The sequence below is a fragment of the Stomatobaculum sp. F0698 genome (genome assembly GCF_030644385.1).
GTDB lineage: Bacteria > Bacillota > Clostridia > Lachnospirales > Lachnospiraceae > Moryella.
In genome coordinates this window covers 1,874,788-1,894,373 of record NZ_CP130060.1, presented here as the reverse complement: position 1 = coordinate 1,894,373, position 19,586 = coordinate 1,874,788, and the positions used below count along the sequence as shown (strand labels likewise).

Annotated in this window: 15 protein-coding genes and 1 pseudogene; all 16 read left to right on the top strand. The window is 58.2% G+C overall.

The genetic code is table 11. The features are described 5' to 3' along the window. Positions 1-62 precede the first annotated feature (62 nt). The gene (leuA, locus tag QU660_RS08600) at positions 63-1,736 is read left to right on the top strand and encodes a 2-isopropylmalate synthase (protein WP_304946112.1); all 1,674 of its coding nucleotides are present in this window, start codon (positions 63-65) and stop codon (positions 1,734-1,736) included. A gap of 61 nt (positions 1,737-1,797) precedes the next feature. Next, positions 1,798-2,796, top strand: coding sequence for a glycosyltransferase family 8 protein (locus QU660_RS08595; protein WP_304946111.1), 999 nt, complete (start codon positions 1,798-1,800; stop codon positions 2,794-2,796). Further along, a complete protein-coding gene (locus QU660_RS08590; RefSeq protein ID WP_304946110.1) occupies positions 2,789-3,688 on the top strand; it encodes a glycosyltransferase in 900 nt (299 codons plus the stop codon). The genes QU660_RS08595 and QU660_RS08590 overlap by 8 nt, the downstream gene beginning before the upstream one ends. After that, positions 3,685-4,971, top strand: a complete 1,287-nt coding sequence (locus QU660_RS08585; RefSeq protein WP_304946109.1) for a lipopolysaccharide biosynthesis protein — start codon at positions 3,685-3,687, stop codon at positions 4,969-4,971. Before QU660_RS08590 ends, QU660_RS08585 begins: the two co-directional genes overlap by 4 nt. 2 nt (positions 4,972-4,973) lie before the next feature. Next, positions 4,974-5,927, top strand: coding sequence for a glycosyltransferase family 2 protein (locus tag QU660_RS08580; protein ID WP_304946108.1), 954 nt, complete (start codon positions 4,974-4,976; stop codon positions 5,925-5,927). Then, a complete protein-coding gene (locus QU660_RS08575) occupies positions 5,924-6,637 on the top strand; it encodes a glycosyltransferase family 2 protein (RefSeq protein ID WP_304946107.1) in 714 nt (237 codons plus the stop codon). Before QU660_RS08580 ends, QU660_RS08575 begins: the two co-directional genes overlap by 4 nt. Next, positions 6,634-6,999 (top strand): DUF2304 domain-containing protein, encoded by a 366-nt coding sequence (locus QU660_RS08570; RefSeq protein WP_304946106.1) that lies wholly within the window; start codon positions 6,634-6,636, stop codon positions 6,997-6,999. The genes QU660_RS08575 and QU660_RS08570 overlap by 4 nt, the downstream gene beginning before the upstream one ends. 56 nt (positions 7,000-7,055) lie before the next feature. Beyond that, positions 7,056-9,029, top strand: a complete 1,974-nt coding sequence (locus QU660_RS08565) for a DUF2142 domain-containing protein (RefSeq protein ID WP_304946105.1) — start codon at positions 7,056-7,058, stop codon at positions 9,027-9,029. 10 nt (positions 9,030-9,039) lie between these two features. Then, the gene (locus tag QU660_RS08560) at positions 9,040-9,843 is read left to right on the top strand and encodes an ABC transporter permease (protein ID WP_304946104.1); all 804 of its coding nucleotides are present in this window, start codon (positions 9,040-9,042) and stop codon (positions 9,841-9,843) included. Positions 9,844-9,862: 19 nt separating this feature from the next. Beyond that, positions 9,863-11,167, top strand: a complete 1,305-nt coding sequence (locus tag QU660_RS08555; RefSeq protein WP_304946103.1) for an ABC transporter ATP-binding protein — start codon at positions 9,863-9,865, stop codon at positions 11,165-11,167. Beyond that, positions 11,164-11,556 (top strand): annotated as a pseudogene (locus tag QU660_RS09870) (glycosyltransferase); the annotation flags it as partial. The gene QU660_RS08555 and the pseudogene QU660_RS09870, both read left to right, overlap by 4 nt. A 464-nt stretch (positions 11,557-12,020) precedes the next feature. Beyond that, positions 12,021-15,002 carry a glycosyltransferase gene (locus tag QU660_RS08550; protein WP_304946102.1) on the top strand — a complete coding sequence of 994 codons (2,982 nt, stop codon included), beginning with the start codon at positions 12,021-12,023 and terminating at the stop codon, positions 15,000-15,002. A gap of 119 nt (positions 15,003-15,121) precedes the next feature. After that, positions 15,122-16,609 carry a DUF6583 family protein gene (locus tag QU660_RS08545; RefSeq protein WP_304946101.1) on the top strand — a complete coding sequence of 496 codons (1,488 nt, stop codon included), beginning with the start codon at positions 15,122-15,124 and terminating at the stop codon, positions 16,607-16,609. Positions 16,610-16,612: 3 nt separating this feature from the next. Then, positions 16,613-17,284 (top strand): ABC transporter ATP-binding protein, encoded by a 672-nt coding sequence (locus QU660_RS08540; RefSeq protein WP_304946100.1) that lies wholly within the window; start codon positions 16,613-16,615, stop codon positions 17,282-17,284. Then, positions 17,281-18,453, top strand: a complete 1,173-nt coding sequence (locus QU660_RS08535; RefSeq protein ID WP_304946099.1) for an ABC transporter permease — start codon at positions 17,281-17,283, stop codon at positions 18,451-18,453. Before QU660_RS08540 ends, QU660_RS08535 begins: the two co-directional genes overlap by 4 nt. Next, entirely contained in the window at positions 18,450-19,499 is a 1,050-nt protein-coding gene (locus QU660_RS08530; protein ID WP_304946098.1) for a hypothetical protein, read from the top strand. Before QU660_RS08535 ends, QU660_RS08530 begins: the two co-directional genes overlap by 4 nt. The last annotated feature ends 87 nt before the right edge of the window (positions 19,500-19,586 follow it).

Sequence of the window (19,586 nt, the reverse complement as noted above, 5' to 3'; positions counted from 1 at the left end):
CGACAGAAGTAATGACAGCAATGAAGTAATTCGCTTTATACCATTTGCAAGAAGGAGGAACTATGTATCACATCGAGAGATATCAACGGAACCCGGTCGTTCATTTCCCTGAGCGCGAGTGGCCGAACCGTGAAATCGAGAAGGCACCCATCTGGTGTTCGGTCGATTTACGGGACGGCAATCAGGCGCTCGTGGAGCCCATGGTCGTCGAGGAGAAGACAGAGATGTTCAATCTCCTACTAAAGCTGGGCTTCAAGGAAATCGAGATCGGCTTTCCGGCGGCCTCTCAGATTGAGTTCGACTTCCTCCGTCTGCTTGCACTGCGGAAGATGATTCCGTCGGACGTGCATGTCCAGGTGCTCACGCAGTGCCGCGAGCACCTGATTCGCAGAACCTTTGAGGCAATCGAGGGTATACCGAATCCGATTGTGCACATCTACAATTCGACCAATACCCTGCAGCGCGACGTGGTTTTCCATGCGAGCCGCGAGGAGATTAAGCAGATTGCCATAGACGGCGTCAAGACGGTTAAGGCCTGCATGAAAGAGTTCGGGCGCGACGACATCATCCTCGAGTACTCCCCGGAGAGCTTCATGGGGACGGAACTCGACTTTGCGCTCGAGGTCTGTGAGGCGGTTCTCGATGAGTGGGGCATGGCGACGCCGGAGAAGAAGGTGATCATCAACCTTCCGCTGACGGTCGAGATGAACACGCCGAATGTCTATGCGGACCAGATTGAGTGGATGGTGCGTCACTTTAAGAATCGCGATTCGATTGTGGTTAGCATTCACCCGCACAACGACCGCGGAACCGGTGTCGCGGCGACCGAGCTCGCGCTGCTTGCGGGCGCGGACCGTGTCGAGGGCACGCTCTTCGGAAACGGCGAGCGCACCGGCAATGTGGACATCCTGACCGTGGCTTACAACATGTATTCGCAAGGCATAGAGCCGCATCTCAACATCTCGAACGAGAAGGAGATTGCGGAGGTCTATGAGCGCTGCACGAAGATGAGCATACCGCCGCGTCATCCCTATGCGGGCGAACTGGTCTTCACGGCCTTCTCCGGCTCGCATCAGGATGCAATCAACAAGGGCCTGCAGGCCATGCGGGAGCGAAACAATCCGTACTGGCAGGTACCCTACCTTCCGATCGACCCGAGCGATATCGGCAGAGTCTATCAGCCGGTGGTGCGCATCAACTCCCAGTCCGGCAAGGGCGGTGTTGCCTTCATCATGGATACCTTCTACGGCTTCCGGTTGCCGAAGGGCATGCACAAGGAGTTTGCGGACATCATCCAGGCACTCTCCGAGAAGCAGGGTGAGATTGCACCGGAGGAGATTTACGCAGAGTTCCAGCGCGCTTATCCGGATCGCAAGGAGCCCGTACACTTCAAGAAGTGCGTGATTTCGGACAACGGCCTCGAGGAGGGCGAGTTCTCGACCCGCGCTGTCTGCACCTACACGCTGAACGGCGAGGAGCGGCAGTTTGAGGGCGTCGGAAACGGACCGATCGACGCGGTGCGCCACGGTCTCGCGGAGGCACTGGGTCTTCAGATTCGCATTCTCGACTACTCCGAGCACGCGCTGCGCCAAGGTTCCAACGCGCAGGCGGCTTCCTACATCCACATGCTGGATGAGAAGAGCGGACGCACGACCTACGGTGTCGGCATCTCGAGCAACATCACGAGGGCCTCGCTCCGCGGTATCTTCTCTGCGGTGAACCGTCTGTTTTATTAAAGAATCTGTACTTTCATACAGCCCGGCGTGCTCCGGGCTGTTTCCATAGGAGGGGATAGGGATGAACGTGGTTTATGTCTCCAATGAGGCGTACGCACAGCACTTTGCGGTCTCGTTCGCCTCGCTCTGCGACTGCAATCCGGACGAGGAGGAGCTCGGGATTTACCTGTTGGACACCGGTATTTTGCCGGAGACCGCGGAAAAACTGAAGGAACTCGCGGCGGATTTCGGGCGGGTTCTCACGTTAATCCCCTGCCGCAATCTGGAAGAGCGCTTCCCGGAGCGTCCGGACACGGGGCGCTTTGATTTGAGCACCCTGGGGCGTTTTTTCCTCGGAGAGCTCCTGCCGGAGGATGTGAAGCGTGTCCTCTATCTGGACTGCGACACCGTGGTGCAGAAGAGCCTGCACCGTATGTACAAGTCGGAGCTCGGCGGGAAGCTCCTCGCCATGGCGGAGGAGCCGAGCATCTACCACGAGGTCAAGGCTTATCTCGGAATCCTGCCGGAAGAGCCGTATTTTAACGCCGGTGTCATGCTGGTGGATCTTGCGCGCTGGCGGGATGAGGAAATAGGCAAGCAGTTGCTCGCCTATTACACGGAAATTGCGCCCCACTGCCTCTTTCAGGATCAGGATGCCATCAACGGGCTCCTGCGGGGGCGCATTGCCGCGCTGCATCCGAAGTACAATTTCATCACCAATTATTATTACTTCTCCTACGCGGCGCTCGAGGTCTTTTCGCCTGCCTACCGAAAAATCGGGGAGCGGCGTTTCCGCACGGCCAAGCGCTCTCCGGCTATAGTCCACTATGCGGGGGATGAAAGACCGTGGCGGCAGGGGGCCTATAACCCCTACGGCCGCGCCTATGTGACTTACCTTGCGCGAACGCCTTATCGCGCCGCAAAGCCGGAGGGCGGGAAGAGAGGGTATCTCTTCTGTTATCATCTCATGAATCTCATGACGCGCTTCTTCCCCTCGTTTCGCTTTGCGCTGGGCCGACGCTATGTGAGAAAGAGCGCGGAAGAGAGAAGACGGAAGATGCGGGAGGCGACACATGCGTGAAAAGACGGCGGCCATCGTCGTAAACTATAACGACAGCGAGACGACGCTTGCGCAATTGCGGCGCATTCGCGACTATGCGGCGCTTGATGCGGTCATTGTGGTGGACAATGCTTCGACGGATCACAGCTTGGAAGCGCTCCGCGCGGAAGCGGGCGGGAAAGTGGTTGTACTCGCGGCAGAGAAGAACGGTGGTTACGGCGCGGGCAATAATCTCGGCATTCGCTATGCGGCGGCGCAGGGCTATACCTACGCGCTGATTGCGAATCCGGACGCCGAGTTTACGGAGGACTGCCTAAGAAGTCTTATCCGGGCGTTCGAAAAGAATCCGAGTCTCGCCGTGATTGCGCCGGTGCAGATGAATCCCTCGAAAGCGCCGGGGGCAGAGCGCCCGGGGAGCCGCGCAAACGTGCTCTCCGGCGCGGCGGCCTTTCCGCTTCGAAATTGGTTCGCGGATCTCCTCGAGGCGGGACCGGTTGCGCGGCGGCTGTTCACGCCTCTCTTACACTACCCGGAGCGGCACTACCGCGCAAAACTCGCGCGGGTCGACTGTGTGCCGGGCTCGCTCCTACTGGTCGATGTCGCAAGTTTTCTTCGCGCAGGCGGCTACGACGAGCGCGTATTTCTCTATGAGGAGGAGTATATCCTCGGGCAGAGACTCAGAAAGATAGGCGCAAAGACCGCGCTTCTGACGAGCGCGCACTATGTGCACCGCCACGCGGCGAGCATAGGCAAGAGTTACCGCCGGGCACTTGACCGGCAGAAGCTTCGAGAGAATGCGATGCGCTTTTATTTCCGGCACTACCTCGGCTGTAAGCGGCCGGCGCTTCTCTTTGCGGAGCTCTACTTTGCGCTGATACGGCTTGAAATCTTTTTGACGGGCGGAGGAAGATGAACGGAATCGGCAGTTTTTTAATCGGGAGCGAGACCAACATCGCAAAGCGCAATGTGCTCTGGAATATGGCGGGCTCCTTTATTTACGCGCTGACCAGCATGCTGCTCGGCGCGGTGGTCACGCGAACGCTCGGGGCGGCCTCGGGCGGCATTTTCTTCTTTGCCTTCTCGACCTTCGGGCAGCAGATTTTCATCGTCGCCTATTTCGGCATGCGGCCGGTTCAGGTGACGGATGCGGGAGAGCAGGGGACTTTCGGCGAATACCGGGCGTTCCGGCTGCTGAGCTGTGCGGCGGCGGTTCTGGCGACGCTCTTCTACGGTCTCCTCTTAACCGTGCCGGGTGAGGCGCGGACCGTGCTCTTCCTGACGGCGGGCTATAAAATTCTGGACGGCTTTGCCGACTGCTACGATTCGGAATTTCAGCGGCAGGGAAGACTGTATCTCGCGGGGAAGAGCAATGCGTTTCGCACGCTTGGGAGCGTGGCGCTCTTTTTGCTCCTGCTGTTTACGACGCGCTCGCTGCCTGCTGCCTGCCTTGCGGCCCTCATCGGCCAGGCCGGGATGATACTGCTCTGCTGTGTCGCGCCGCTTCGCTGCCTGCCGAAGGTGAGAACGGAGCTCCGCAGGGGCTATATACGCCGCCTCTTTGCAAAGAGCCGCTGGCTCTTTCTCGGTGCCTTCCTGGATCTCTACATCTTTGCGGCATCCAAGTATGCGGTGAACCGCTATCTCACGGCGGCGGACAACAGCTACTATACGACCGTTTTTATCCCGACCTCGGTCATCAACTTAATGTCCAACTTTGTGATACGGCCGGTACTGACCCTGCTCTCGGAGGCGAGAGAGGCAGGGAGAAAGGCAGTCTTTCTCTCGACGGTCGGGAAAATCACGGGGCTCATTCTGGGGCTTACGCTCCTCGGCTCGCTGGCGGCTTGGTTCCTCGGCATACCGGTGCTTTCGCTCTTGGTCGGTGCGGAGGCCGGCAAGGCGCTCAAGGGACTCAGAACGGAACTTTTGCTTGTGATTCTGGGCGGCGGCTTTTATGCGCTCTTAAATCTGTTATACTATTGTTTGGTAATCCTTGAACGGCAGCGCAGTATTTTTCTGATTTATGTGCTCGGCACGGGGCTCGCTTGGGTCAGCGCGGAATTCGGTGTACGGTATCGGGGGCTGCTCGGCGGTGCGCTCTCGTACTGCGGCATGATGGCGCTGCTCACCCTGCTCTTTGCCGCGGCGACGCTGCTGGCCCTTCGGCAGGATCATAAATTTAAGGGGGAAGCTTGAGCATGGAAGAGAAGAGAGCAAAGGCGGATGTGATTATCCCGGTTTATCGCCCGGACGAGCGCCTGTTTCGCCTGCTCGACCGGCTCTCCCGGCAGACACGGATGCCGCGAAAAATCATCATCATGAACACCGAGCGCACATACTGGGACAACTGCGGTGCGGAGGGGCAATTGGAACTCCTCGGTCTTTCCGAGCGCTGTGAGGTTCATCATCTCTCGAAGTCGGAGTTTGACCACGGCGGCACGCGAAATGCGGGGGTCTCTTTTTCCGAGACGGCCTATTTTGTCATGTTGACACAGGATGCGGTGCCCGCGGACAACCGCCTGCTTGAAAATCTGCTTGCACCGCTTGAGAACGGGGTGGCCGAGATGAGCTACGGGCGTCAGCTTGCCAATCCGGATGCGGACATACTCGAAAAATTCACGCGGCGCTATAACTACGGCGATCGGTCGTTTCTGAAGACCGAAGTGGACAAAGAGAGACTCGGCATCAAGACCTATTTCGCCTCCAATGTCTGCGCTGCTTACAATCGGGCGCGTTTCGATGCGCTCGGCGGTTTTCCGTCCCGCGCCATCTTTAACGAGGACATGATTTATGCGGCGCGGCTCTTAAAGAGCGGCGGGACCCTCGCCTACTGTGCGGATGCGCGGGTCTATCATTCGCACTGCTACACACCGGCGCAACAGTTTCACCGGAACTTTGACCTCGCGGTCTCGCAGGCGGAACATCCGGAAATTTTCGGGGATATTAAGAGCGAGTCGGAGGGCATACGCCTGGTGCGGCGCACGGCGCGCTTTTTGAAGCGGCAGGGAGAGGGAAGGGAAATTCCGCGCCTCTTTGCTTTGAGTGCGGCAAAGTACTGCGGTTACGCGCTCGGAAAGCGCTATCGCCTGCTCCCGAAGTGGCTTAGGGCGCGCTGCACGATGAATCGGAGTTATTGGGAGAGCATCGGATGAAAGAGATACTGGTGATCATACCGGCCTACAACGAGGCGGGCAGCATAGAGCGCGTTGTGGAGGGCTGCAAAGAGAAACTCCCGGATGCGGACTATCTGGTGGTGAACGACGGTTCCTCCGACGACACCGCGAAGATACTCCGCGCCAAAGGCTACCGCGCACTCTATCTGCCGGTGAACTTAGGTCTCGCCGGTGCGTTTCGCGCAGGTATGCGCTATGCGGATGAGAAGGGCTACCGCGCCGCCGTCCAGTTCGACGGCGACGGGCAGCACCGGGCGGAATACATCCCCGCGATGTACGAGGAAATCAAGGCGGGGGCGGAGATTGTGATTGCATCCCGCTTTGTGAGTGTCAAGAAGCCGCACACCCTTCGCATGCTCGGCAGTCGCATGATTACGGCGGCCATACACCTTGCCTCGGGCGTGCGCATCGAGGACCCGACTTCGGGCATGCGCATGTACAACCGCCGCATGATAGAGCTCTTCTCGCGGCAGATCAACTACCCGCCCGAGCCGGACACCCTTTCCTTTCTCGCAAAGAACGGCGTGCGCTTCCGGGAAATTCAGGCGGAGATGGACCTTCGAACTTCGGGGCGCAGTTATCTGACACCGTGGATATCCGTTCGCTATATGACGCGTATGCTGCTCTCCATCCTCTTGATTCAGAGTTTTCGGGCGGGAAAGAGCCTGCAAGGAGGAGATAAGACATGAGCGTGGGACTTCGTATTTTTCTGCTCGCCGCTGCGCTGCTCGCGGGAGCGGTCGTACTGACACGGATACGCAAGGCGAAGATGCAGATCGAGGACAGCGTGTTCTGGGTGCTCTCGTCCCTACTCTTTATTCTGCTCGCGGCCTTTCCGCCGCTCATCTACCGGCTCACGGAATTTTTCGGCGTGCAGTCGCCGGCAAATCTCTTGTTTTTGCTGGTCATTGCCATTCTCTTTATGAAGGTCTTTTCGCTGAGCTTAAAGGTATCGCTGCTCGAGGAAAAGCTGAGTTCGCTTGCACAGAGCGAGGCGCTCCGCGAACGCTTCGCGGAAGAAGCGAAGGAGAACAGAGAAGAGAAGAACTGAGCGCCTCAAACCGCGGCGCTCTCATAAACGCTTTATCAAAAAGAATGGGGGGAATCATGGAACAGAACAACAAACAAGCGGTGCGCACATGGCCGTTCTTTCTGCTCGGCCTTGTATTTGTGCTGCTATCTGGGCTCTACGGTGCCATTGCCGCGCTGGATGCGGCGGCCCACTTTAAGGACAACCTGCTCTTTGTGCTCTATGAGCTCCTGTTTCCGGCCTCTGTGATTACGGCGCTCTTTGCGGCGCTGCTCTGGAGTCGGAAGAGCAATCGCATGTATCGCGCGTATGCCTTTTCCGCGATGGTGCTCGGCGTGCTCTATCTCGCGGTGATGCCGGGGCTTTCGGCGCCGGATGAGCTGAGTCACTACAGCACGGCTTATCGCATTTCTTCGACCATGCTCTTTGAAGATCCGCTCATTCGTCCCGCGGGTCTCACGGCGGTGCGCGCGAGCGATTATCCGCTGGAGGATATGAACGGGGTGAAGACGCCGGAAATTCCGGACGATACGGAAGAAATTCCGGAAGTGCTCGGCAATCCGGTGAAGCAGACCACCTACCGCGCGGTGAAGGACTGGGAGAAGCGCTATGCGTTTTCGACCAAGCCGGTCGCTTCGCCGATTCCGGATGTGAAGACCACGCCTGTTTTCTACCTGCCGCAGGCCATAGGATTCTCGATCGCGCGTGTGCTAGGACTCGGCGCCGTGGGACTGCTCTTCCTCGGAAAGTTCCTGAACCTCTGCTGCTATGTCGCGCTGACCGCACTCGCGGTGCGAACCACGCCGATCGGAAAGTCGTGGTTTGCGGCGGCGGGCTTATTGCCGATGAGCCTACACCTCGCGGCTTCGCTCTCCTACGATGCGGGCTTAATCGGAACGGTATTTCTCTTTACGGCGCTGGTCTTTAAGCTCGCTTACGGGACGGAAGAAATACGCGCGCGGGAACTCATCGCACTCTGCGCACTCGCGGCGCTCTTCGGCCCCTGCAAGCTGGTCTATGCGCCTGTTATTCTGCTCGCGCTGCTCATTCCGGCGCGCGTTTTCGGCGGCTTTGGCAAAAAGCTGCTCTGCATCCTGATTCTTCTGCTCTCGCTGATCGCGGCGGTACTCGCGGTCAATGCGAATGTGTTGGAGGCTTATTTCTTCCCGGCAGCGGCGGAGCAGGCGGGCAATGTGAGCGCCGATATGAGCCACGCAGGCTTTACGGCTTCGGAGCTCTTCTCGCATCCCTTCTTTACCCTTCGCATGCTGGTGAACAGTTTCTCGGCGCGCTTGTTGAATTGGGGCGCGGAGATGATAGGAATGAAACTCGGCAATCTGGATCCGCTGCTCGGGGCGTCCGGTCTGCAGACCCTATTCTTTGCGCTCGGTCTGGTCGCGCTGACCGTTGCGGACAGCACGGGTGAAAAAAACTATGTATTGGTGCCGGGCAGCAAAGCCGCTTGGCAGGACGATGACGAGGCGGAAGAAGTCGAGGCGGCCGCGGTCGCGACAGAAGCGGATACGGCGACGACCGGCGAAGTGCCGACGGCCGCGACGCCTGCGGAACCGGAGGGTGAGGTGAACACGGAAGCTGCGCTTTCGGCCTTGTCCGAACAGGAGACGGCGGGCGAAGTGCTGACCGCTGCGACGACGGAACATATCGCAGAGGCGGCGGAAACGCTGCGCGAAACGCGGGAAGAGGAAGCATCGCAAGAAGCGCTTGCCGACGAGGAGAAGTTCGGGCCGCACTACATGGAAGTCAGAGAGCCGGGCCGCTTTGCGCGTTTCTATGCGCTCCTGATTGGATGCATCAGTTTCTTCGGGATTCTCTTTGCGATGCTGCTCGCCTGGACGTCCCGCGATGCGCTCTGGATTGAAGGGGTGCAGGGCAGATACTTCCTGCCCCTCCTGCCGCTCTTTCTCTTCGGGCTGCAGAGCAAGGCTTTGCAGAGCGGCCTGCCGTTTAAGCGCCTTGTGCCCTACGGCTTCGTGATATTGAATCTCTGCGTGGGAATCCGCATTTTTGCGCTTGCCGTGCTGAGAGTTTGAGGAGATTGTTATGACGGAACTTGTGCGTGAGCTCTTCGGGAACCGAAAGCTCATCTTTGAGCTCGCCAAGGCGGATTTTCGAAAGCGCTTTGTGGGCTCCTACTTCGGCATTATCTGGATGTTTGTCCAACCGATTGTGACCGTACTCATTTACTTCATGATCTTTCAGCTCGGCTTTAAGTCGGTGCCGCCGATTCCCGGCGTGCCCTATGTGCTCTGGCTGGTCCCCGGCATCGTCCCCTGGTTCTTTTTCCAGGAGGCAATGAATGCCGGCACCAACTGTCTGCAGGAGTACCACTATCTGGTTAAGAAGGTGGTGTTTAACGTAGAGGTGTTGCCGGTCATCAAGCTCGTGTCCTGCCTTCTGGTGCACGCAATCTTTGTCATGATTATGATTGCGATGTTCTTCTGCTACGGGAGACTGCCGCTCATCACCTGGCTGCAGCTCATTTACTACAGTGCGGCGCTCTCGGTCTTGATTCTCGCGCTCACGCTGGTCACATCGGCGGTGCAGGTCTTTTTCCGGGACATGTCGCAGATTGTGAGTATTTGTCTCCAGTTCGGCATGTGGCTGGTTCCCATCATGTGGGCGCCCGAGATGTTCCCGAACTTCCCGGAAAAGCTTATGCCGATACTGAAATTAAATCCCATTCACTACATTGTGAGCGGTTACCGGGACAGCATGATAGCCGGGAACTGGTTCTTTGAGCGGCCCATGCAGAGCCTTTATTTCTGGGCGGTGACACTTGCCCTGCTTGCGCTCGGGCTTCGCCTGTTCCGCAAGCTGCGCCCGCATTTTTCCGATGTGCTGTGAGAAAAGAGGAGACTGATTCATGGATAAAAATCTGGCAATCTCGGTGCAGGGAGTCAGTAAAATTTATAAGCTCTACGACAAACCGATAGACCGCCTGAAAGAGGCCGTGAGCCTGACCCACAAGTCCTATCATCGTGACTTCTTTGCACTCTCGGACATCTCCTTTGATGTGAAGAAGGGAGAGACGGTCGGTATCATCGGGACGAACGGATCGGGGAAGTCGACCATACTGAAAATCATCACCGGCGTGCTGAGTCCGACCACGGGGACGGCGGAAGTCTCCGGCAATATTTCGGCGCTCCTGGAGCTCGGCGCGGGCTTTAACAGCGAATACACCGGCCTCGAGAACATCTATATGAACGGTACCATGATGGGCTTCTCGCGGCAGGAGATGGAGCGGAGAATGGATGACATTCTCCGCTTTGCGGACATCGGGGACTTTGTGAACCAGCCGGTCAAGACCTATTCTTCCGGTATGTTCGTGCGCCTCGCCTTTGCGCTCGCCATCAATGTGGACCCGGAGATCTTAATTGTCGACGAGGCGCTCTCGGTCGGCGATGTCTTCTTCCAGGCGAAGTGCTACCGCCGTATGGAGGAGATGATGAAGAACGGCACGACCATACTCATGGTGAGCCACGACATGGGCAGCATCATCAAATATTGCGACAAGGTAGTGCTCTTAAATCGCGGTCATTTTGTGGCACAGGGCGAGGCCGGCAAGATGGTGGACCTCTATAAGAAGATATTGGCAAACCAGACCGATGAACTTGCCGAGGCACTGATTGAAGAGAAGAAGGAGGCGCTCGGCTTACCGGTCGAAGCGACGGTCTCCGATAAGCGCATGAAAGACCGCATGAACCTGAATCCCGAAGTGCAGGAGTACGGCGACGGCAGAGCGAGCTTTGAGGACTTCGGAACCCTTGACGCGCGCGGCAATGTGACGAACCTCCTCTTAAAGGGGGAGATGTTCACGATACGGGAGCGCGTTCGCTTCCACGCGCCGATCGAAAATCCGATTTTCACCTACACCCTGCGGGATAAGAAGGGGACGGATATCACGGGAACCAACACCCTCTTTGAGGGCACGGAGATTAAGCCCGTCAAGGACGGCGATGTCTACACGGTTTCGTTCCGGCAGAAGATGAATCTGCAGGGAGGCGAATATCTGCTCTCCATGAGTTGCACCGGCTATGAGAACGGCGAGCACGTGGTGTACCACCGCCTCTATAACGTGCTGAGCTTAACGGTCATCTCGAACAAGAACACCGTGGGCTTTTACGACATGGGCTCGGAGGTTGAGGCCGTGAGGGAGGAGAAGGCATGAGCGAGAGAATTGAAAAAGCCAAGGAATTGCTCGAGCGCTACGGGAACGATACGGCGCGCATGCTCGACGAAAATCCGGAGCTTGAAACCTTAGAGCTCTTTTCCGATCGCCGCGAGAGCCTGCTTGACTGGTACCCCTTCCGCGCGGGCGCGAAACTTCTGCTTGCCGGTGCCGGGGACGGCGGTCTTTTGGCACTTCTGCTCCGAAAGGGACTCGCGGTCACGGCAGTTGATACGGACATGTCGGCGCTTGCCCTTCTGCGGGCGCGAAAAGAAAGCTTAAAGCTCCCGGGAGAATTTGAGACTTTGGTAGGAAAACTCGGCGATCAGAGCACGGCGCTCTCCGGGCGGTTTGACTATATCCTCTTTGACGGGACCCTCGGAAGCGATGGCGAGGCAGCGCTCGTTGCGGCACGGGAACTTCTCAGCCCGGGCGGCACCCTTTTGATTGCCGCGGAAAATGCCTACGGTGTCCGCGCCTTTGCGGGACAAAAACTCGGCGAGAACGCGCTGAGTTTTGAGAAACTCTCGGCGCTCACGGAAGCGGAGGGGGGAAGCGGATTCTTCTACTTCCCGGAGCCGCTCAAAAACCTGGCGGATACCATATACTCGGAGCGGCGTCTCCCGGAAGTCGGCGAGCTGTCCCGCGTGATTCCGGCCTACGGGTTTCCGACTTATGTCGCGATCAATGTGGGCGCAAAGTACAACGAGGTGTGCCGAGACGGGCTCTACCCGCGCTTTGCGGACTCCTTCCTCGCCTGCTGGACCAAGGGCGGCGAGACGGCGGCGGAGCGCCCTGTTTTTGTGAAGTACAACCGAAACCGGACGGCAGCGTACCGCCTGGTCACGATTATTTGGGAGGCGGCGGACGGCACGCGGCGGGTCGAAAAGCGCGCGCTCTCCCCGAGGGCAATGCACACATCTCGGCCTTTGCGGAGCGCCTCGCGTTACTGCGGAGCGAGGACAGGGGCTTGCAATACGCGGATGCGGAGATAGCGACCGCGGACGGCCTTACAAGCGCCTGCTTCCCCTATGTGCTCGGCGAGAGCTTTACGAGCGTCATCTGTCGCGAGCTTTCGCAGGGACAGCCTCTTGAGGACACGCTGGAGCGCGCGCTGCAGCGTATCATTGGCGGCGGCGAGGTGCATAACATCGATGCGATTTTCGACAACTTCCTTGTGCCGGAGGGCGCGGAAGCGCTCGGCATCAACAAGGTTCCGCTCACAGGTATCGACTGCGAGTGGGTCTCGGCGACGCCGCTCAACAAGAGCTATGTGCGCTACCGCGCGCTTCGAAGCTTTTACGAGCAGCAGCGCGAGAGCCTCGGGCTCGGCACGGAAGAGGCCTTTTTGCTGCGCTTCGGCATTTCGGCAAAAGAGGCGGCAGGCTTTGCCGCAGAGGAGGCGGCCTTCCAGCGCAGCGTGGCCGGCGAGGAACAGGCGCGCTTCTTGGACCGCTTCATTGTCTCCCAGCAGAACGCAGAGATCATCGCGCGGACCGAGCGCACCCTCGAGGAGACCAGGGAGCAGCTCGCGGCCTCCTGGGAGGAGATTCGCATTCGGGATGCGGAGATTAAGAAAATCACCGAGGTGAAGCGCCTGACGGACAATCACGTCGTAAATCTGGAGACCATGATACGGGATCTCCGCGCGGAGAACGGACAGCTCGCGGAAACCTTACAGTATCTGAGTCGCCACCAGACGCTCTACTCCCGCCTTCGTCGAAAGGCGAGCGCAATCTTTAACGCAAAGTACCCGAAGGGCTCCAGGGAGAGAAAGCACCTTTTATTCCGCCTGAATGCGGTGCGGCATCCGCTGCAACATTGGAAACTCATGCACACGCCGGAGGGCAAGAATCTGGCAGACGGCGAGTTCGCAATCGGCGATATTTATCGAGAGCACGGGAAGCTGCGTTTCCCGCAGTTTGAGTCGCCGCGGGTCTCGATTATCATCCCCTGTTATAACCAGATTGAGTACACCTATGCCTGCCTGGTTTCTCTTCTCGAGCACACGAAGGACATCCCCTATGAGGTGATCATCGCGGATGATGTCTCGAGCGATGCGACCAAGCGCCTCTCGGATTTTGCGGAGGGACTGGTGATTGCGAGAAACGAGACCAACCAGGGCTTTTTAAAGAACTGTAACCAGGCAGCCTTAAAGGCGCGCGGCGAATTCCTCTTTTTCCTGAACAACGATACCAAGGTGACCGAGGGATGGCTTACTTGGCTTTTAAAACTGATGGACGAAGACCTGAGCATCGGCATGACGGGATCCAAACTGGTCTACCCGGACGGACGGCTTCAGGAGGCGGGCGGCATTATTTGGAGCGATGCCTCCGGCTGGAACTACGGCAGACTGCAGGACCCGACACTGCCGGAGTTTAACTACGTGAAGGATGTCGACTATATGTCCGGCGCGGCGATTTTGATTCGCCACGCGCTCTGGAAGGAAATCGGCGGCTTTGACACGCGCTATGCGCCCGCTTACTGCGAGGACTCGGATCTCGCCTTTGAGGTGCGCGCCCACGGCTACCGCGTGGTCTACCAGCCGAAGTCGGTGGTCATCCACTTCGAGGGCATCTCGAACGGCACGGATGTGCAGGGCACGGGCTTAAAGCGCTACCAGATCGAGAACACCGAGAAGTTAAAGGAAAAGTGGAAGAAGGAACTTGCCGAGCAGTTTGAGAACAACGGCAACCCGGATCCCTTCCGGGCGCGCGAGCGGAGCAAGGGCAAAAAGATTATCCTTGTGGTGGATCACTATGTACCGACCTTTGACAAGGACGCGGGCAGCCGCACGACCTGGCAGTACTTAAAGATGTTTGTGAAGCAGGGCTATCAGGTCAAATTCCTCGGCGACAACTTCGCAGCGGAGGAACCCTACACCACGGCGCTGACCCAGCTCGGCATTGAGGTGCTCTACGGCGAGGCCATGCAGAAGGGAATCTGGGATTGGATTGAGAAGCACGCTTCGGATATCGACTTTGTCTACCTGAACCGCCCGCACATTGCGAGCAAGTACATTGACTTTATTCAGGAGAGAACGTCTATCCGCGTCCTCTACTACGGACACGATCTCCACTTCCTCCGCGAGCGGCGCGAGTACGAGCTGACGGGAGAGGAGGCGCACCGGGAGGCCTCGGCCTACTGGAAGGGTGTGGAGCTTACGCTGCTCCGGAAGGCGGCGCTCAGTTTCTACCCCTCGGAGGAGGAGTGCAGGGCGATACATGCAATCGACAGCACCATACGTGTGAAGCCCCTGACCGCTTATGTCTGGGACAGCTTCCCGGAGCTAAGCGATTTCGGCTATGAGAAGAGAGAGGGACTGCTCTTTGTGGGCGGTTTTGCCCACCCGCCGAATCTGGATGCGGTGCTCTGGTTCCTGAAAGAGGTATTCCCCGAGATACGCGCGGAAGAGCCGGTCAATTTCTATGTCGCGGGCTCCAAGGTGCCGGAAGAACTGAAAGCCCTTCACAACCCCGAGAACGGTATTCACATCCTGGGCTTTGTCTCGGACGAACGGCTGCGGGAACTCTATGAGAACTGCCGTCTGGTCGTGGTGCCGCTCCGCTACGGTGCGGGCGTGAAGGGCAAGGTCATTGAGGCGCTCTATTACGGCGCGCCGGTGCTCACGACCTCGATCGGTGCGGAGGGCATTCCGGCTGCGGAGACGGTCATGGAGATCGAGGACAGCGCGCCCCGCTTTGCGGCGGCGGCGCTCCGCTTATACCGCGACCGCAAGGTCCTGGAAGGGATGTCCGAGCGCGCTTCGGCCTATATTCGTGCGCACAACGGCATGGATGCGGTCTGGGAAGCGCTTGCGTCAGACTTTTCCTGAAGATATCTTACGAAAAACGAAAAGAAATCAAAATATGCTTTGTGAACATTCCGTGAATAAAGAAAATATGTTATACTAACGGAACGGCCTAAAAGCTTAGGCGGAAAGGGAGGAAACCAATGAGATTGTTTGGAAGATGGAAGAGAGCTGCGGTCGGCGCGGCATCTGTCGTTGCGGCAATGGCACTGGCAACCGGTTGCGGAAAGAAGGCAAGTTCTCCGGATCAGCGCTACAAAGAGGCTGAGCAGAAGCAGGTCAAGGAGTTCACCACGCAGTTCACGGGTGCTTACGAGACCACGAGAGATAAGCTTGCGAGCGATAAGGTCCAGAGCGGCAGCGGTGATATCGTGATTACCCTGGAGGACGGCGGCAAGAGCACGCTCAGCGCGTTGATGGGCGGCACGGACCTCTCCTGGATCAAGACCCTCGGCATGAAGATGAGCGCAAAGATCGGCAAGTCGGCGCTTGAGGAGAGCATTGCGCTCAGCCTGAACGACAAGGCACTCGGCACGATGAACCTTGTCATGTCCGACAACGATCTCTACCTGCAGATTCCGGAACTCGCGGATAAGTACATGCACATCCCGGGCAGCGTGCTCGGCGACAGCGCAAGCTTCGGCGAGATGATGAGCGAGTATAAGAAACTCCCGGAGGGCAAGAAGCTCGACGAGCTCGTGACCAACTATACGAAGATCATCACGGACGCTGCGAAGGATGTCAAGGAGTCCAAGGAAGATGTGACGGTCGGCGATTACACCGTCAACGCAACCAAGCTTGAGGTTACTTTCGACGGCGAGCAGCTGACCGAGCTCGGCAAGAAGATTGTCGAGACCGCAAAGAACGACCAGAATCTTGCGGATATCATCAAGGCAAGCACCGATGAGGAAACGTACGAGAAGTTCAAGGAGTCTCTCGAGAAGGAAGGGGAGCAGAAGCTTGAGGGCAAGCTCGTTTCCACCATCTGGCTCGGCGAGGGCGACAAGGTCATCGCAAGAGAGCTTCGCATTGAGAACGCGAATGCCAGCGAGAACTATGTGTTCACGATGAAGGCACCGAACAAGGGCGAGGAGTTCGCTTCCGAGATCACCTTCTCCGAGGACGGAAACGAGCTGTTCCGCGTGGACGGCAAGGGCAAGAACAACGGCAAGAAGATGAGCGGTGAGTTCACCTTCACCCAGGAGGGTTCGAAGGTTGCGGTTCTTACGCTCGACGAGCTTGATCTTGAGGCACTCAAGAAGAGCGAGCTTACCGCAAAGGGTAGCGTCCGCCTTGAGAGCGAGAGCAGCAGCTCGATGATGGATCTCAGCGCATTTGCAATCGACTTCGATCTCGCGGAGACCGCGAAGAGCACCAAGGGCACGGTGGCCCTGAAGAGCGGCGACACGCCGTACGTCACGATTGCGATTGATACCACCCGCGGCGAGGGCGGCGAGGAGCCGAGCGCACCGAGCGACATTGTCGACGTTTCGGATGATGCGGCGTTTGAGGCATTCATGAAGGGCGCTAACTGGAGCGGTTATCTGGGACAGCTCCGTCAGACGGATATCCCGAGCAACTACCTCGATATGCTCGAGCAGTCCCTGAAGGCATCGGGTATGATGCAGTAATCAATGCTGGTTTTACATCAGATTAAAAAGCAATACGGAAAGAACGCTGTCCTGCGGGAGATTAACCTGCAGGCGGCGAACGGAAGTTGTGTGGGCATTCTCGGCGGAAACGGCAGCGGGAAGACCACACTTCTTTCCGTTTTGGGGGGAATTCTGCGGCCGGACAGTGGCAGCTTCCGCTACGAGGAAGAGGAACTCTTCGCGAATGCGAAGCGCCGCAGGGCGCTGGTCAGCTTTTCGCCGCAGGCGAATCCGCTGATGGAGGAGTTGTCCGGTTTTGATAACTTACTGCTCTGGCACGACAGGGCGACCGTGGCGCGCGGGCTCGCACCGGAGGGCGTGATTACGGCCCTCGGCGCTGCGGCGTTTTTGAATAAGCCCGTCGCAAAGCTCTCGGGCGGCATGAAGAAGCGACTCTCAATCGCAATTGCCGTGTTGCGGGAGCCGAAAATTCTCTTGCTGGATGAGCCGACCGCGGCGCTCGATATGGAGGGCAAGGCGCAGTTTTATGCCTACCTAAAGCGTTTTACGGCGGCGGGCGGCACGGCGCTCTTTGTGACCCACGATTTTGCGGAGTTTGCGCACTGCGATCGACTGGTGTTTCTCCGGGACGGCGTGCTGCGCGAGATTCCGCAGCCGGAGAGCGCGGCGGCGGCGGAGGCCTTGTTCTTATGAGGCGCTATTTCGGCGCGCAGTGGAAGCGCGCACTCCGCTCGCTTCCGGGTGCCCTCCTTGCGAATCTTCTCCTGCTCGCGGCGGCGGCCCTGCTTTTGCTTTACCTGACACGGCTATTTGCGCCCTCGGAGGAGGGGACCGCCAAGCTGAAACTCGGCATTGTGGGAGGGCAGGGACAGACCTATCTCGGGACGGGGCTCGGCATCCTAAATAACATGGACAGCTCCCGCCTTGCAATCTCCTATGAACAGCTGGACAAAGAGGCGGCTGCCGAGAAATTAAAGCGAGGCGAGATTCAGGCCTATCTCGAAGTGCCGGATGACTTTCTCTCCGCGCTCTCGGAGGGCGAGAATAAGACCATACACTATGTGGGAGGCGGGCTCGAGGCGGGGTTAAACAGCGCCTTGATTCGCGAGGCGGGCAGCGCGGCAGAGGTGATTTTAAAGGAAACCGAGCGGGGCATCTATGCGGCGGAGGGCTATTTTGATGCCCACGGCGCGCGGGATCGCCATGCGAAGCTCTTGACGGAGATCAATCTCCGCTATCTCGGCACGGTTTTAAATCGAAACCGAAACTACAATGCGGAGACGGTGGTAGCGCTTGCGGGTTCGGATCTCGCGCAGTACTACCGGGCAGCCTTACTCTGCTTTTTGCTCTTTGCCTCGGGGGTAAGCGCCCTGCCCTTTGCGGCCGGTCGCGCACCGGTACTGGGGCGCTTGCTTACGGCCGAGGGGGTGAGTTGCGGTGCGCAGCTTCTTTCGGAATATTTTGCCTATTTCGGCTTGCAGACCCTCGCCTTTCTTCCGCTCCTTCCGCTGCTTCGGGAAATGTTTGCGGGGCTCCTGCCTGCGCTGTTCTTTGCGACCGCACTCCAGTTTCTGCTTTACGAGCTCGCAGAGGGGCTGCTTGCCGGCGCGTTTCTGCAACTCTTTGCCGGAATCTTCCTCGCGTTTCTCTCCGGCTGCTTTTATCCGCTGGCCTTCTTCCCTGCGCGCATGCAGGCGCTAAGCCGCGCGCTGCCGAGCGGGCAGTGCTTTCGCTATCTGGAGCGGCTCCTTGCGGGTGAGGCGTTCGGCACACTTTTTCGTCCCGGCGCCGTGTTGCTCCTCTGGGCGCTTGCTTTTCTCATGCTCGCGGGTGTTTTGCGGGCGGGAAGGAGGGAGAGATGAGGCAGTTTCTTCGCTGGGAATATCTGCTCTGCAAGCGTTTCTTTCGGCGGAAGAGCTTTCTGGTGCTCCTTCTGCTCCTGCCGCTCATGGGTCTTTTGATTCGCGCGGGAAGCCGGGAAAAGAGCGGCATTCTTGAAATCGGCATTGTGGCGGAAGAGAAGGAGGGGAAAAGCTCCCCTCTCGCGGCTGCAATCGCCGAGAACCTGTTGCAAAGCGAGTCCGTGCTGCATTACCGCAGCGTAAAGAGCGAGAGCGCCGCGCGGGATTTGCTCCGCGCGGGGAAACTGGATGCGGCCTGGATACTGCCTGCGGACCTCGAAGCGCGGGTGGAGCGCATGACAGCCGGAAAGAATCTATGGTTGGTCACCGTATTGGAGCGGGAGGATAGTTCCGTCGTCAAACTGTCCCGCGAGAACTTATACCGTGCGTTTTTTCCGACGATTTCCTATGAGATTTACCGCCGTTTTCTCGCGGAGAACTTTGCGCGCGATCCGGACGATCCCGCGTTTACGAAGGAAATTGCGGCGCGCTATGCGGAGATTCAAATCGACGGCGATTTGATCTCCTATGTAAACGAGGGCGGCAGAGAGGCTGCGGCGGTGAGTTATCTCCGCGCCCCGCTTCGCGGCATGGGAGCGCTCTGGCTTTTGCTCATGAGTTTTGTCGCGCTGCTCTATTATCTGGAAGACCTGAGACAGGGCATGTTTGATTTTGTACCGCGTGCGGCGCAGCGGCGCTATGCGCTCCGCTACCTGCTCGCGGTACAGGGGCTTGCCTCCCTCGCCTTTTCGGCTCTGCTTCTTGCGGGCGGCCTCTTCGGACATCCGGCGCGGGAAATCGCAGCGCTTTTCCTCCTGAATCTGCTCTGCCTTTTCCTCGTGATTTCAACCGGTATTTTGACGCGGGGCAAACGAAGCTTGCTCATTGCCCTACTCTTGCCGCTCTTACTCCTCAGCCTGCTCGGCGCGCCTGTGTTTCTGGACTTCGGCATCCGCGCACTTGAGCTCGCAAACCCGGTCTATTACTATTTAAAGTTTGCGGTCTGAGGGGAGTGCGCGAGGGGTGTTGAGTTATTGCAACCCATCGTGTAGGATGGGATTGTAACAGACTTCGTTTGAAAAGAAGGAGACAAC

Coding starts and splice junctions, on each gene's coding strand:
- leuA (WP_304946112.1), top strand. CDS start 63: ATGTATCACATCGAGAGATATCAACGGAACCCGGTCGTTCATTTCCCT.
- QU660_RS08595 (WP_304946111.1), top strand. CDS start 1,798: ATGAACGTGGTTTATGTCTCCAATGAGGCGTACGCACAGCACTTTGCG.
- QU660_RS08590 (WP_304946110.1), top strand. CDS start 2,789: ATGCGTGAAAAGACGGCGGCCATCGTCGTAAACTATAACGACAGCGAG.
- QU660_RS08585 (WP_304946109.1), top strand. CDS start 3,685: ATGAACGGAATCGGCAGTTTTTTAATCGGGAGCGAGACCAACATCGCA.
- QU660_RS08580 (WP_304946108.1), top strand. CDS start 4,974: ATGGAAGAGAAGAGAGCAAAGGCGGATGTGATTATCCCGGTTTATCGC.
- QU660_RS08575 (WP_304946107.1), top strand. CDS start 5,924: ATGAAAGAGATACTGGTGATCATACCGGCCTACAACGAGGCGGGCAGC.
- QU660_RS08570 (WP_304946106.1), top strand. CDS start 6,634: ATGAGCGTGGGACTTCGTATTTTTCTGCTCGCCGCTGCGCTGCTCGCG.
- QU660_RS08565 (WP_304946105.1), top strand. CDS start 7,056: ATGGAACAGAACAACAAACAAGCGGTGCGCACATGGCCGTTCTTTCTG.
- QU660_RS08560 (WP_304946104.1), top strand. CDS start 9,040: ATGACGGAACTTGTGCGTGAGCTCTTCGGGAACCGAAAGCTCATCTTT.
- QU660_RS08555 (WP_304946103.1), top strand. CDS start 9,863: ATGGATAAAAATCTGGCAATCTCGGTGCAGGGAGTCAGTAAAATTTAT.
- QU660_RS08545 (WP_304946101.1), top strand. CDS start 15,122: ATGAGATTGTTTGGAAGATGGAAGAGAGCTGCGGTCGGCGCGGCATCT.
- QU660_RS08540 (WP_304946100.1), top strand. CDS start 16,613: ATGCTGGTTTTACATCAGATTAAAAAGCAATACGGAAAGAACGCTGTC.
- QU660_RS08535 (WP_304946099.1), top strand. CDS start 17,281: ATGAGGCGCTATTTCGGCGCGCAGTGGAAGCGCGCACTCCGCTCGCTT.
- QU660_RS08530 (WP_304946098.1), top strand. CDS start 18,450: ATGAGGCAGTTTCTTCGCTGGGAATATCTGCTCTGCAAGCGTTTCTTT.